Raw genomic sequence first — 13,349 nt, forward strand, 5'->3', positions numbered from 1 at the left:
CCCGGCCCGGGCGGGCCGTCGGCCCTGTGCGATAACGTGCCCGCACAATCGTCCGGTCCTTGGTAGGGACACGGAGGACTTCATCACGACAGGCCGCGGGTGCGGCGGGGGAGCACAGGCAGATGTACGGCCAGGGTCAGCAGTATCCGCAGGGTCAGCCGCAGCCGTACGGGGCACCGCAGCCCTACGGCGCACCGCAGCCGCAGCCGCCCTACGGCCAGCCGCCGCAGCAGTACGGCTATCCGCAGCAGGGGGCCCCGGCCCCGCAGTACGGCGCGCCCCAGCCCCCGTACGGCGCCCCGCAGCCGCCCTACGGCGCGGCGGCGCCGCAGGCCCCGTACGGCGCGCCCGGCTACCCGGTCGCGCCGCCGCCGAAGAAGAGCAGGGCCGGGCTGGTGGTCGGTCTGGTGATCGGGGCCCTGGTGCTGGGCGGCGGCGGCTTCGGCCTCTACAAGGTCCTCGGCGGGGACACCGGCGGGAAGTACAAGATCACCGCCGCCCAGTCGCTGCCGGACGGCTACACCCAGAAGTCCGCCAAGGAGCAGGCCGCCGACCCGAGCAAGGCCGAGACCTCCAAGCTCGGCACCGACCTGCACGTGCTGGTCGCCAGCTACGCCAAGGGCGCGGACCCGCTGGACACCATCAGCGTGATCGGCGTCTACGGGAACCTCGACGACCCGGACAAGATCATGAAGGACTCCGAGAAGCCCGGTGAGGGCGGCAGCTGGACCACCCCGCTGGCGGAGTTCCCGGCCCAGGACAGCCACAACTCCTCGGCCAAGCTCTCCTGCGGCGTCTACGGCGTGCTCGGCGGCAAGTCGCAGTCCACCGTCTGCATCTGGGCCGACAAGTCGACCACGGCCCGGGTCTCCTTCCTGAAGGCCAGCCTCACCGGCGCCGCCCAGACCGCGCTCACCCCGGCCCAGGCCGCCGAGAAGACCCGGGCGATCCGCTCCGCCATGGTCGTCACCAAGTAGCCCCGGCGCCGCTCACCCTCACACCTGCCACCCGGCTCCGGGTGGGAGTGCGTCACGTCCGCCGTCCCGTCCCCTCCCGTCCCCAGAAAGGGCCATCGTGACCGATCAGACCCCGTACGGAGCCCCGCCGCCGCCCGCCGGACAGCCCCAGGGCGGCGCTCCCGTGCCGCCCCAGCCCGGCTACGGCGCGACGCCCCCGCCGCCCCCGGCCGACCAGGCCTGGGGCGCCGTCCCGCCGCAGGGCACGCCGCCCGGCTTCCCGCCGGCGGAGGGCCAGCCCGGCTACCCGGGCTACGGCGCGTACGCCCCGGTTCCGCCGCGCAAGTCCCGCAAGACGCTCTGGATCCTGCTCGGCGTGTTCGTCGGCGTGCTGGCGCTGATCGGCGGCGGTCTCGCCTACTTCGTCTTCGACGTGACGTCCAACGCGGGCACCCAGAAGATCGTCCTGCCGGCCACCTTCAAGGACCTCACGAAGGACACCGACAACGAGATCGCCGACGCGATGGAGAAGGAGATCACCTCCGAGTTCGGCAAGGGCGACGGCGCCTGGAACCCGACCGGCGTCAGCGCCGTCTACCAGGACTCCTCGGAGGAGCCCCAGCTCATCGTCGTCGGCGGCTACGGCAAGGTGCTGCTCCCGAAGCAGGAGCTGGACGCCATGTTCAAGGGCTTCTCGTCCGGCGGCCCCGCCGTCACCGACCGGCACGCGGTCGACGCCGGCTCCAAGGGCGGCACCATGGAGTGCGCCAAGGCCACCCAGTCCGGCACCGACCTGGGCATCTGCGCCTGGGCCGACAACAGCACCCTGGTGCTGCTGATGCAGGCGCCCGAGGACGGCAAGGCGCCGGACCTGGAGAAGCTCGCGGCCGACGCCCGCGACCTGCGCGCGGTCGCCGAGGTGGCGAAGTAACCTCCTCCGCCCGCGGCGCGGAACGCGAGGGCCCCCGGAGACCGACCGACGGTCTCCGGGGGCCCTTTCACGCGGAAGGTCAGGCGCTCTTGTCGCGCCGCTCCCGCTTGATCATGTCACGCGGGACGAGCGTGGGGATGGCGTGCTTGGAGACGACGTCCCCGGTGACCACCACGCGGGCGACGTCCTGACGCGAGGGCACCTCGTACATCACGGACATCAGCACCTCCTCCATGATGGCCCGCAAGCCGCGCGCGCCGGTGCCGCGCAGGATCGCCTGGTCGGCGATGGCCTCCAGCGCGTCGCGGGAGAACTCCAGCTCGACGCCGTCCAGTTCGAAGAGCTTGCGGTACTGCTTGACCAGCGCGTTCTTCGGCTCGGTGAGGATCTGCAGCAGCGCCTCGCGGTCGAGGTTGTGCACGCTGGTGATCACCGGGAGGCGACCGATGAACTCCGGGATCATGCCGAACTTGACCAGGTCCTCCGGCATCACCTGACGGAAGTGGTCGCTGGCGTCCTGCTCCCGCTTGGAGCGGATGTTCGCGCCGAAGCCGATGCCCTTGGCACCCGCGCGGCCCTCGATGATCCGCTCCAGGCCGGCGAACGCGCCACCCACGATGAACAGCACGTTGGTGGTGTCGATCTGGATGAACTCCTGGTGCGGGTGCTTGCGCCCGCCCTGCGGCGGCACCGAGGCGGTGGTGCCCTCCAGGATCTTCAGCAGGGCCTGCTGCACGCCCTCGCCGGAGACGTCCCGGGTGATCGACGGGTTCTCGCTCTTGCGGGCGACCTTGTCGATCTCGTCGATGTAGATGATCCCGGTCTCGGCCTTCTTGACGTCGTAGTCGGCCGCCTGGATCAGCTTCAGCAGGATGTTCTCGACGTCCTCGCCGACGTACCCGGCCTCGGTCAGCGCGGTGGCGTCGGCGATCGCGAACGGCACGTTCAGCATCCGGGCCAGCGTCTGCGCGAGCAGCGTCTTGCCGGAGCCGGTCGGGCCGAGCAGCAGGATGTTGGACTTCGCCAGCTCGATGGCGTCCTCACGGCCGTTGCCGCCGCTGCGGCCGGCCTCGCCCGCCTGCACGCGCTTGTAGTGGTTGTACACCGCCACCGACAGCGCCTTCTTGGCGAGGTCCTGGCCGACCACGTACTGGTCCAGGAACTCGTAGATCTCGCGCGGCTTCGGGAGCTCCTCGAAACGCACCTCGGAGGTCTCGGCGAGCTCCTCCTCGATGATCTCGTTGCACAGGTCGATGCACTCGTCGCAGATGTACACGCCTGGGCCGGCGATCAGCTTCTTCACCTGCTTCTGCGACTTGCCGCAGAACGAGCACTTGAGCAGGTCGCCACCGTCTCCGATGCGTGCCACGAGGTGCTTCCCCTTCGCCAGGGGCCCCGCGGGGGTTCCGGGGCCTGGTGCTGTGGACCGTACACGCCGACGGCGCCCGGTCTCGCTATCCGACGGTACTCTGCCGGGCCCCTGATTCCGTCCTCTTCGCCAGGTCTGCCCTACGCCCTGGGCGAATTGATACCGAACAGATGCCGGCGGCCGCGCCGCCGATGCGCCGGGGGCGGGGCGCGCGACTCCTTGCGCGCCCCGCCCGGGAGCTTCGCCCCGCCCCCACGGGGCAGGGCGGGAGAGTGCCGGCCTCAGGAGGTCAGCGAGGCCTTGCGGGTGGAGATGACGAGGTCGACCAGACCGTACTCGACGGCCTCCTCGGCCGTGAGGATCTTGTCGCGCTCGATGTCGTCGCGGACCTGCTCCACCGACTTGTTGGAGTGCTTGGAGAGCATCTCCTCCAGCTGCTCGCGCATCCGGAAGATCTCGCGGGCCTGGATCTCCAGGTCCGAGACCTGGCCGCGGCCGGTCTCGGTGTACGGCTGGTGGATCAGGATGCGGGCGTTCGGCAGCGCCATCCGCTTGCCGGGGGTGCCGGCCGCGAGCAGCACGGCGGCGGCGGAGGCGGCCTGGCCCATGCAGACGGTGGTGATGTCCGGCTTCACGTACTGCATGGTGTCGTAGATGGCCGTCAGCGCCGTGAACGAGCCACCGGGCGAGTTGATGTACATCTGGATCTCGCGGTCCGGGTCCATCGACTCCAGGCAGAGCAGCTGAGCCATGATGTCGTTCGCGGAGACGTCGTCGACCTGCGAGCCGAGGAAGATGATGCGCTCCTCGAACAGCTTGGCGTACGGGTCGTACTCACGGATGCCCTGCGAGGTGCGCTCGACGAAGCGCGGGACGATGTAGCGGCCCTCGGCGCGCATGTCCTCGACGCGTGCCTTGGCGCTGGACAGGCTGGGGATGTTCATGGGGGTTCTAGTCCTCCGGAGCGTTGTGGCTGTGGTCTCGTGGGAGCCGGGCCGAGGCTCAGGCGCCCGTGCCGCCGCCGCCGGGGACGTCCGCGGCGCTGTGCATGATCGCGTCGATCAGGCCGTACTCCAGGGCCTCCTCGGGCGTGAACCAGCGGTCGCGGTCGGAGTCCGCGGTGATCTGCTCGAAGGACTGGCCGCTGTGGAAGGCGATCAGCTCGGACATCCGCTTCTTGGTGCGGAGCAGCTGCTCCGCCTGGATGCGGATGTCCGTGGCCGAGCCGCCGAGACCGGCGGACGGCTGGTGCATCAGGATGTTGGCGTTCGGCAGCGAGAAGCGCTTGCCCTTGGCGCCGGCGGTCAGCAGGAACTGGCCCATCGAGGCGGCCATGCCCATCGCGATGGTGACGACGTCGTTCTTGATGTACTGCATGGTGTCGTAGATCGCCATGCCGGCCGAGATCGAGCCGCCCGGGGAGTTGATGTAGAGGAAGATGTCCTTGTCCGGGTCCGCGGCCAGCAGGAGCAGCTGGGCGGTGATCTTGTTGGCGATGTCGTCGTCGACCTGCTGGCCGAGGAAGATGATCCGCTCGTTGAGCAGCCGGTTGTAGACCTGGTCGCCCAGGCCGCCGAGCACGTCACCAGAGGCGGCGTGCGGCGCCATCGGGCCAGGCATCTGCATCTGCGGGAACGTCACTTAGCCACCTGCTCAGTCGATTTGGAGGGCCGTGCCACGGCCCTCACGGTGTCGCACAGCTTCCGGGTATCACGGTGTGATTGTTGCTGTCCAAGGACCCTAACGCGCAGGCCGGGCCGCAGAATCCCTCACGCCGAACTGTTCGCTGTGAGCGCAGGGTTCACGGCGCGGCCGGGGCGGCCGGCCGCCGCGACCGGCGGGGAACGCGGTCGGCCGGGGAACGCGACGGGCCCGGACGCCGCGTACGGCGTCCGGGCCCGCTACTGCGTCAGTTGGACCGGGGCGGTCAGGCCTCGGTCTTCTCCTCGGCGTCGGCCTCGGCGGCCGGCGCCTCGGCGGCGACGGTCTCGGCCGACTCGTCGGTCTCGTCGTCGTCGAAGTTGATCTCGTTGCCCTCGGTGTCGACGACCTTGGCGGCCTCGACCACGGTGGCGAGCGCCTTGCCGCGGGCGACCTCGCCGACCAGCAGCGGCACCTGGCCACCCTGGACGACCTGCTGCGCGAACTGGTCCGGGGTCAGGCCCGAGCCGGCGGCGCGGCGGATGAGGTGCTCGGTGAGCTCCTGCTGGTCGACGCCCAGCTCCTCGTCGGCGACGATCTGGTCCAGGACGAACTGGGTCTTGATGCCCTTCTTCGCCTGCTCCTCGGTCTCCGCGAGGAACTCCTCCTCGGTCTTGCCCTGGGTCTCCAGGTAGGTCGCGAGGTTGAGGCCCATCGGCTCCAGCTGGTGGTGCTCCAGGTTGTGCTTGCGGGTCTCGATCTCGTCCTTGAGGAGCTTCTCCGGGAACTCGATCTCGACCAGCGCCAGCAGCGCGTCGAGCACCTTCTCCTGGGCCTGGGTGGCCTGGTCGTACTCCTTCATGCGCTCCAGGCGCTTGCGGGAGTCGCCGCGCAGCTCCTCCAGCGAGTCGAACTCGCTGGCCAGCTGGGCGAACTCGTCGTCCAGCTCGGGGAGCTCCTTCTCCTGGACGGCGGTGACGGTGACGGTGACCTCGGAGGTCTTGCCCGCCTGGGTGCCGCCCTTGAGCTCGGTGGAGAAGGTGGTGGTGCCACCGGCCTCCAGGCCGACGACGGCGTCGTCGATGCCGTCGATCAGACGGCCGGAGCCGATCTCGTAGCTGACGGCCTTGGCGATGCCGTCCTCCGGCACCTCGCCGTCGACCTTGGCCTCCAGGTCGACGACCACGATGTCGCCGGCGGCCGCGGCGCGCTCGACGTCCTTGACCGAGGAGAAGCGCTCGCGCAGCTGCTCCAGCGACTTGTCGACGTCCTCGTCGGTGACCACGATCGGGTCGACGGTGACCTCGATGGTCGAGAAGTCCGGAAGGGTGATCTCGGGACGAATGTCGACCTCGGCGGTGAACTTCAGGTCACCGCCGTCGGCGATCGTCTCGACACCCTCGATGTTGGTGATGTCGGGCTGGCCGAGGACCTCGATCTTGCCCTCGTCGACGGCCTGCGTGTAGAAGCGCGGGAGGGCGTCGTTGACGGCCTCCTCCAGCACGGCGCCACGACCGAAACGCTGGTCGATGACACGGTTCGGGATCTTGCCCTTGCGGAAGCCCGGGACCGAGACCTGCTGGTTGATCTTCTTGTACGCCGCGTCGAGGCTGGGCTTGAGCTCCTCGAAGGGCACCTCGACGGTGAGTCGAACCCGGGTCGGGTTCAGAGTCTCGACGGCGCTCTTCACGGTTTGGTCTCCTATGGGCTTGCGGTCAGGTTGCCTCCGCCCTCCCCATCGACGCCGGCCTGGGCCGGTGCGGGCGGGTCGGGCGAGACGGGCGATGGGCGGTTGGAGCTGCATCTCCCGTGGGGGGTGGACGGTGAGCGTGACTCCTCGCCCTCGTGCGGTTGACCTGGGTTGACGCCACAGGGACTACCGCCAGCGCCCCATCCTACCGGTACCACGAAAGGCGGACGCCAGGACGTCGCCGCCGGGGGTCGCTCAGCCCTTCCCGACGGGCTCCGCGACGGATTCCGCCGCCCCCTCGCCGGTACCCCCGGCCGGTACCGCGCGCATGGTGGCGGCGGCGTCGGAATCCCGTACCAGCAAGGCGATCGCGGCCGCCGCCAGCGCCAGGCCGGCAGCGGTGAGGAAGGCCGCCCGGTAGGCGGCGAGGTTCGCCACGGGCGTACCCGAGGCGTTCACGGTGACGGCCCCCACGGCCGTCAGCACGGTGCCGAGCACCGCGACCCCGAGCGCGGAGCCGAGCTGGCGCTGCGCGTTGTAGAGGGTGGAGGCGGCCCCGGTGTCACGGGCGCTGATCGTGGCGAAGGCGGCGGTCTGCGAGGGCATGAAGACGTGCGACATCGCGTACCCGGTGACGAACATCAGGGCGCGGACCGCCCAGAGGTTGCTGTCCGGCCCGATCGTGGCCATCAGGGCCAGGCAGCAGGCCACCACGGCGGAGCCGGTGGCCAGGATCCGGCGCGGGCCGATCCTCGGGTAGAGGCGGCTCGCGATCTGGGAGGCGAGCATCACCCCGAGCGCCTCGGGGAAGACCATCAGACCGCTGTGCAGGGCGTCCATGCCGAGCGCGTCCTGCATCAGCAGCGGGAAGAGGTAGAGCATGCCGAGGAAGGCGGCGCCGGAGAAGAGCGAGAGCAGGTTGGTGGTGCGGAAGATGCGGTCCCGGAAGAGCCGCAGGTCGAGCATCGGCTCGGGCAGGCGCAGCTCGACCACGACCAGGGCCGCCAGCGCGCAGCCGCCGACGAGCGCGGAGGCCACGATCCGCGCGCTCCCCCAGCCCTGCGACGCGCCCTCGGAGAGCGCGTACATCGCGGCGCCGAAGCCGACGGCGGAGAGCAGGAAGCCGGCCGCGTCGAAGCGCCCGGCCCGCTCGGCGCGGTAGTCCGGCAGCGCGAGCAGCCCGAAGACCAGGGCGGCGAGGCCGACCGGCACGTTGACGATGAAGACCCAGTGCCAGGACCAGCCGTCCACCAGCCAGCCGCCGAGCACCGGCCCGGCGGCCGGCGCGACGGCGGTGGGCAGCATCAGGATGCGGGTCGCCCGCATCCGCTCCTCCTGCGGGAAGGCGCGGAAGAGCATGGTCATCCCGACCGGGGTGAGCAGGCCGCCGGCCGCGCCCTGGAGGATCCGGTAGAGGGTGAGCGAGGTCATCGAGCCGGCCGCGCCGCAGAGCAGCGAGGCGACGGTGAACAGGGCGAGCGAGGCGAGGAAGACCCGCTTGGTGCCGAAGCGGTCCCCCAGCCAGCCGGAGAGCGGGACGAAGACGGCCAGGCTGACCAGGTACCCGACGTTGATCACGCCGACCCCGGCCGGATCGGTGCCGAACTCCCGGCCGATCGCCGGCAGGGCGACGTTGACGATCGTGGTGTCCATGATCGACATGAAGAGCGAGGCGACGAAGACGACTCCGACCGCGATCTTGGGGTTCATCCTCATCGGGCTCATCCGGGCTCCAGCATTTGGTGAAAGGTCAACCATTCACCATGCCGGACCGGGCCGAAAAGGACAACAGGCCCGATCTTCCGCGCCCCCGGGCCGGCGACCGGACCCCTCGGAACCCCCGGAGACGCCAACAGGGCCCCGCCGAGGACGAGACCCTGCCGCACTGTCGGGGTGACCGGATTCGAACCGACGGCCTTCCGCTCCCAAAGCGGACGCGCTACCAAACTGCGCCACACCCCGTGGTGCCGAGAGGAAGCGTACACGCCGGGCCCCGCCCGGTCGGCGACATATCCGGGGCCCCGGAACGAATGTGGTGTGCGCTCGGGCGACCGGACCAGGTACGCTGTTCCCGACCTTCCGTCCGGCGACGGCCGGAGGATCGCGCGGGTGTAGCTCAATGGTAGAGCCCTAGTCTTCCAAACTAGTCACGCGAGTTCGATTCTCGTCACCCGCTCCGACCGCCCGGCCCCGGCACGACGTCACCGTCATGCCGGGGCCGTCGCGTTTCCCGGCCTCCCGTCAGCACCCGGCGCCGCCCGTCGGCACCCGGCACCGCCCGTCGACACCGGGGCCGCCCGGCGGTCCGTCAGAGGCCGAGCCGTCCGGCGCGGGCCGCCGCCCGGTCGAGCAGCTGGTGGACGTCGGCCTGCCGGGTGGTGGGCCGGTCGTTGTACTCGTCCGGGGAGGCCGCGGGCCGGCCGGTGGCGTGCAGCACCTCCATCAGCTGCGTCCGGGCGGTGCGGACGGTGTCCGGGGTCCCGTAGCCGTGGGCGAGGACGGCGGCCTGGGCGCCGAGCAGGCAGACCCGGCCGGCGCCGTCCCACATCGCGCCCTGCAGCCAGCCGGCCGCGCCGATGTAGCGGGAGGCCAGCCGCAGGTGCTCGGCGGCGCTCACCGGCACCGGACGGGGCGGCCGGCGCAGCGCGCGGTCCAGCAGCGTGGCCCGGGGCGAGGGGTGGCCGGCGTGCCACGGCTGCACGGTCGAGCCGAGCGGGCAGACGTACGGCGGCCGGAGGTAGGGCGCCGGAGCGCGCGCCGGAGCGGGCAGCGTGGCGAGGTACGCCTCGATCTCGGCGACCAGGCCGGTGCCGTCCGGGGTGAGCAGCGGCGGAGCGGGCGTCAGGTCGGTGCGGGGCATGCGGTTCTCCAGGCGGTGGCCTACGGTTGCCGCTACCCAAAATGGTGCATAAGGGACATTTCTGCGACCGGAGAGCCGGGCTCACGCCGACGGGCGGCGGTCCGCTTCGGTTTCCCGGCAGGGCTCCGGGCCGATAGCCTCGGCGGCGTTCGAAAGTAGTTCGAGAGCAGTTCGAGAACGCTGCGAACCCGAGGGTGGAGGAGTGTCCGGTGCGTCCCCAGGACCGACTGGCCGTCATACAGCGCTCTGTGGTCCGGGAAATGGCACGCTTCGGGCAGGAATTCACCGTCGACGGCGAGGTGGTGCGCGGTCCGGGCACCACCGCGGTGGCCGTCCGGGAGCACCCCGGCATCGACGGCGCCGGCCACGTCGACCTGGGCTTCGTGCTGCGGCTGGGCCGGGCGGACGCGCCGGTGGTCTGGGACTGCTCGGCCGGCCTCGGCAAGACCGAGGAGGAGAAGCTCGACAACGCGGTGCGGATGTGGGCGACCACCACCGCGGCGGCGCTGGTCGAACTGCGGGAACGCCGCGGCGAGTACGCCGACCACGCCGATCACGCGGAACTGCCCGGCTGGCACGCCGTGCAGGGGCCGGCGGCGGTGTTCGGCTTCGGCAACGAACGGCTGGCCGGCTGGCTGGCGGAGCACCGGGTGCTGCCCGCCCTGGCGCCCGCGCTGCTGCCGGACCTGGCCGGGCGGCAGTTGAACGGGGTGAAGCTCTTCCTCGGCGGCAAGGCGGGGGACGACGTCGCCGAGGTCCGGGTCAACGGCGAGGTGTCGGAGGCCGCGTCGGCGGCGCTGCGCGCGCTGGACTGGCCGCGCGGCGAACGGCTGTGCTGGGCACGGCTGTTCGTGCTGCTGACGGCCCCGGACACGGCGGTGGTGACGACCGCGCCGACGGGCGTGGCGGCGCCCGTCACGGTTCGGCCGCGGGCCCTGGCGGCGGCCCGGGCCCGCGGGCTGTTCGCCCGCTGGCGGCAGGCCAGACGGGCCGACCGGTGACCCGGACGGCCGGCCTCCTCCCCCACTGAACCCGCTCTCGGGGCCCCGGCCGGGGCCGGGGGTCAGCTGGCGATGTTGGAGATGCTCTTGGCGATCTGGCTCAGGAAGTCCTGGATCGGCTTGGCGGCCGTGCTCTGGTTGAGCATGAAGCCGAACAGGGCGGCCAGGATCGCGTGCCCGACCTTCAGTTGCTTGTTGCGGATGAAGATGAAGCAGATGACGCCGAACAGGACCAGTGCGGAGACGGAGAGTGCCACCCGGACTCACTTCCTCGTTTCATAGCGGGGCGCCATCGGCTGACCCCTGCGAAGCCGGACCCCGGCCTGTCCGACGGTCCCGAGGCGGAACGGCAGTTCGTCCGACGTGTCGCGGCCGGAAGGAGAGTCCGGTACGGCCGGACGGTGTCCGTCGTGCCGCATGTGGCGCCCCCATCCCCCGAATCCTGACCAGTCCCGCCCGGACTCAGTGTGGTCGACCGTGCCGATTGCGTAAAGGTCTGACTGTCAGCCGAACGCCGATATCCTGCGATGCGAGACGAGTTTCCGCCGACCGAGACGATAGCGGAGCCGTTCTGACGAATCGTCGGTGGGGCGCCGCTGAGCGGCCGGGGAACGGTCGGCGGGCCGGACCGGAACGGGCTGGTCCGCTCCGGTGACGGCGGGTCGGAAATGGCCGAAGATCAGCTCCCAGGCTTGACAGCAGCTGCCCGCGGCATGTGCCCGGGAACCGCCCGCCCGCCCGTCGGGGGGAACCGGCCCGGTCAGGGCCTCCCGGGCCGGACCGGCGGGGACGCGCGCGTCAGTCGCGCCAGAGCAGCAGGACGGCGCGGTCGTCGTTGATGTCCCGGGCGACCGTCTCGATCAGCCGGGCGGCGGCGCCCGCGCCGGCGCCCGGACCGCCGCCGGGGACCAGCCGGTCGGCCTCGCCCATCAGCCGGTCCATCCCGTCCGAGAGGTCCCGGCCGGGCGCCTCGACCATGCCGTCGGTGCAGAGCATCAGGACGTCGCCGCGGTTGAGCCGGCCCCGCACGCCCTCGAACTTGGCACCGTCGTAGATGCCGAGCAGCGGACCCTCGGTGGTCTCCTTGATCTCCCAGCGCCCGGCGCCCGCGAGCCGCTGCATCCCGGGCAGGTGGCCCGCCGAGAGGAGCTCGTACTCCCCCGTGTCCAGGTCGAGGACCAGGTGGACGGCGGTGGCGAAGCCCTCCTCCCAGGACTGGCGGAGCAGGTAGCCGTTGGCGGCGGGCAGGAAGTCGTGCGCGGGCAGCGAGCCGACCAGGCCGCCGAAGGCGCCGGAGAGCAGCAGGGCCCGCGAACCGGCGTCCATGCCCTTGCCCGAGACGTCCGCCAGGACCACCTCCAGCACCCGCTGGGCGGGGCCGGTCCGGGCGGCGACCACGAAGTCCCCGGAGAAGGACTGCCCGCCGGCCGGGCGCAGCGCCATGTCGGCGTGCCAGCCGTCCGGCAGCTCCGGGACGCGGCTCTGCACCCGCAACCGCTCGCGCAGGTCGAAGAGCATCGTGGAGCCGCCCCACCAGGGCACGCCGACCCGGCTGCGGAACTGGGCCAGCAGCAGGCCGCCGACCCCGGCCGCGCCGACCACCAGGGCGGCGCCGGGGGTGACGCCGTAGGTGTAGGCGTCCGGATCGGCGCTGGCGACCCGCTGGCCGGTGTGGATCACGGACTCGGCGGAGAGGCCGAGCGCGGCCAGCGCGTAGAGCACCACCAGGCTGCCGGGGCGCAGCAGCAGGGCGGCGGCCAGGATCGGCAGGACCAGGGAGGTGGGCGGGACCCAGGCGGGGATCCAGATGTTGAGCAGGATCAGCAGCGGGACGAGCAGGGCCAGCACGCAGAGCACCGGCCAGTCGGCGGCGCCGCCGCGGAAGTAGTCGACACCGGCGGTGCGCAGCCTTCGGCGGACCCGGCGGAGCTTCTTGCGCAACCGGGCCGTCACGGGGTCGGGCGCCGTGGCGGCGCCGGGCCTCGTCGCAGTCGTCTGGGGCGTTTCGCCCGGCGGTCTGCCAGCCATGGGGACCGACCATATCCACCGGTACGGGTCGGCGTCGACGGCCCGGGCGCGGGCGGCGCCGCCGTGGCGCGGGCGCGTCAGTGGGTTTCGGCCGATCGCGGCGGGCGTCGGCCGCTGCGTCAGGAGGCGTACGCCGGTTGGGCGTACGAACCGTGCGGGCCGCACCCGCGCGCCGGGCGCGGCGCCCGCGGCGCGCCGGACGGGCGGGGCGGGCGCTGTGGCCGATCACACAGGACGGCGCGCGGGCCCGCGGACGCGCCGGCCGGCCGCGCTGGGGAGCGCGGCCGGCCGGCGGAGGTGGTCGACGGGAGGGATCAGCCCTGCGGGTGGTGGGCCGGGATCGGCGGGAGCTCGCCGGTGACCTCGTACTCGCTCAGCATCGTGATCCGGCGGGTGTGCCGGGCGTCGCCGCTGTACGGGGTGTTGAGGAAGACCTCGACGAAGCGGGTCGCCTCCTCCTGGGTGTGCATCCGGCCGCCGACGGAGATCACGTTGGCGTTGTTGTGCTCGCGGCCGAGCGAGGCGGTCTGCTCGCTCCAGGCCAGCGCCGCGCGGACGCCCTTGACCTTGTTGGCGGCGATCGCCTCGCCGTTGCCCGAACCGCCGATCACGACGCCCAGCGCCTCCGGGTCCGCCGCGGTGCGCTCGGCGGCGCGCAGGCAGAACGGGGGGTAGTCGTCGGCCGCGTCGTAGATGTGCGGCCCGCAGTCGACCGGCTCGTGGCCGGCCTCCTTGAGCCACTCCACGAGGTGGTTCTTCAGTTCGTATCCGGCATGGTCCGAGCCCAGGTACACGCGCATGCCATGAGTGTGGCACGTGCGTGCACCCGGGCCGCGCAGGGGGCGGCCGAGCGGGCCCGCGGGGCGCCCGGCC

At 71.9% G+C, this 13,349-nt stretch carries 12 protein-coding genes and 2 tRNA genes; 4 read left to right on the forward strand and 10 right to left on the reverse strand.

Translation table 11 applies throughout. From position 1 onward, the window contains the following. Positions 1-122 precede the first annotated feature (122 nt). Positions 123-977, forward strand: coding sequence for a hypothetical protein (locus ACZ4UX_RS10120; protein ID WP_465706262.1), 855 nt, complete (start codon positions 123-125; stop codon positions 975-977). A 97-nt stretch (positions 978-1,074) separates the two neighbouring features. Then, entirely contained in the window at positions 1,075-1,887 is an 813-nt protein-coding gene (locus tag ACZ4UX_RS10125) for a hypothetical protein (protein ID WP_329487639.1), read from the forward strand. Positions 1,888-1,966: 79 nt separating this feature from the next. Here the strand turns inward: ACZ4UX_RS10125 and clpX are convergent, their stop codons facing one another. The 6 genes from clpX to ACZ4UX_RS10155 all read right to left on the reverse strand — a co-directional run bounded on the left by clpX (position 1,967) and on the right by ACZ4UX_RS10155 (position 8,549). Then, entirely contained in the window at positions 1,967-3,256 is a 1,290-nt protein-coding gene (gene clpX, locus ACZ4UX_RS10130; protein ID WP_030397392.1) for an ATP-dependent Clp protease ATP-binding subunit ClpX, read from the reverse strand. A gap of 281 nt (positions 3,257-3,537) precedes the next feature. Further along, a complete protein-coding gene (locus ACZ4UX_RS10135) occupies positions 3,538-4,200 on the reverse strand; it encodes an ATP-dependent Clp protease proteolytic subunit (RefSeq protein ID WP_327676905.1) in 663 nt (220 codons plus the stop codon). Between the two features lie 58 nt (positions 4,201-4,258). Further along, positions 4,259-4,876 (reverse strand): ATP-dependent Clp protease proteolytic subunit, encoded by a 618-nt coding sequence (locus ACZ4UX_RS10140; protein ID WP_305067940.1) that lies wholly within the window; start codon positions 4,874-4,876, stop codon positions 4,259-4,261. Positions 4,877-5,183: 307 nt separating this feature from the next. Continuing rightward, positions 5,184-6,587 (reverse strand): trigger factor, encoded by a 1,404-nt coding sequence (tig, locus tag ACZ4UX_RS10145; RefSeq protein WP_465706263.1) that lies wholly within the window; start codon positions 6,585-6,587, stop codon positions 5,184-5,186. Between the two features lie 255 nt (positions 6,588-6,842). After that, the gene (locus tag ACZ4UX_RS10150; protein ID WP_465706264.1) at positions 6,843-8,312 is read right to left on the reverse strand and encodes a DHA2 family efflux MFS transporter permease subunit; all 1,470 of its coding nucleotides are present in this window, start codon (positions 8,310-8,312) and stop codon (positions 6,843-6,845) included. A gap of 163 nt (positions 8,313-8,475) precedes the next feature. Next, a tRNA-Pro gene (locus tag ACZ4UX_RS10155) sits at positions 8,476-8,549 on the reverse strand. A 143-nt stretch (positions 8,550-8,692) separates the two neighbouring features. Here ACZ4UX_RS10155 and ACZ4UX_RS10160 point away from each other — a divergent pair. Next, positions 8,693-8,763 (forward strand) — tRNA-Gly (locus tag ACZ4UX_RS10160). A 132-nt stretch (positions 8,764-8,895) separates the two neighbouring features. Here ACZ4UX_RS10160 and ACZ4UX_RS10165 read toward each other — a convergent pair. Further along, a complete protein-coding gene (locus ACZ4UX_RS10165) occupies positions 8,896-9,447 on the reverse strand; it encodes a DUF6197 family protein (protein ID WP_465706265.1) in 552 nt (183 codons plus the stop codon). 260 nt (positions 9,448-9,707) lie between these two features. Between ACZ4UX_RS10165 and ACZ4UX_RS10170 the strand changes: the two genes are divergently transcribed. Further along, positions 9,708-10,448, forward strand: coding sequence for a DUF6348 family protein (locus tag ACZ4UX_RS10170; protein ID WP_465706266.1), 741 nt, complete (start codon positions 9,708-9,710; stop codon positions 10,446-10,448). A gap of 62 nt (positions 10,449-10,510) precedes the next feature. Here ACZ4UX_RS10170 and ACZ4UX_RS10175 read toward each other — a convergent pair whose 3' ends face one another. From ACZ4UX_RS10175 to ACZ4UX_RS10185, 3 genes are all read right to left on the reverse strand, one after another. Further along, complete coding sequence (locus tag ACZ4UX_RS10175; RefSeq protein WP_329487645.1) at positions 10,511-10,705, reverse strand: hypothetical protein; 195 nt, start codon at positions 10,703-10,705, stop codon at positions 10,511-10,513. Between the two features lie 541 nt (positions 10,706-11,246). Next, positions 11,247-12,476 carry a PP2C family protein-serine/threonine phosphatase gene (locus ACZ4UX_RS10180; RefSeq protein ID WP_352289197.1) on the reverse strand — a complete coding sequence of 410 codons (1,230 nt, stop codon included), beginning with the start codon at positions 12,474-12,476 and terminating at the stop codon, positions 11,247-11,249. Between the two features lie 314 nt (positions 12,477-12,790). Next, positions 12,791-13,276: a ribose-5-phosphate isomerase gene (locus ACZ4UX_RS10185; RefSeq protein WP_329487647.1), complete on the reverse strand. Its 486-nt coding sequence runs from the start codon at positions 13,274-13,276 to the stop codon at positions 12,791-12,793. Between the last annotated feature and the right edge of the window lie 73 nt (positions 13,277-13,349).

The sequence above is a fragment of the Kitasatospora sp. NPDC028961 genome (genome assembly GCF_055564815.1).

Excerpts from the sequence above, each read along its gene's own strand:
- ACZ4UX_RS10120 (WP_465706262.1), top strand. The coding sequence starts at position 123 with ATGTACGGCCAGGGTCAGCAGTATCCGCAGGGTCAGCCGCAGCCGTAC.
- ACZ4UX_RS10135 (WP_327676905.1), bottom strand. The coding sequence starts at position 4,200 with ATGAACATCCCCAGCCTGTCCAGCGCCAAGGCACGCGTCGAGGACATG.
- ACZ4UX_RS10140 (WP_305067940.1), bottom strand. The coding sequence starts at position 4,876 with ATGCCTGGCCCGATGGCGCCGCACGCCGCCTCTGGTGACGTGCTCGGC.
- ACZ4UX_RS10150 (WP_465706264.1), bottom strand. The coding sequence starts at position 8,312 with ATGAGCCCGATGAGGATGAACCCCAAGATCGCGGTCGGAGTCGTCTTC.
- ACZ4UX_RS10165 (WP_465706265.1), bottom strand. The coding sequence starts at position 9,447 with ATGCCCCGCACCGACCTGACGCCCGCTCCGCCGCTGCTCACCCCGGAC.
- ACZ4UX_RS10170 (WP_465706266.1), top strand. The coding sequence starts at position 9,708 with ATGGCACGCTTCGGGCAGGAATTCACCGTCGACGGCGAGGTGGTGCGC.
- ACZ4UX_RS10180 (WP_352289197.1), bottom strand. The coding sequence starts at position 12,476 with ATGGCTGGCAGACCGCCGGGCGAAACGCCCCAGACGACTGCGACGAGG.
- ACZ4UX_RS10185 (WP_329487647.1), bottom strand. The coding sequence starts at position 13,276 with ATGCGCGTGTACCTGGGCTCGGACCATGCCGGATACGAACTGAAGAAC.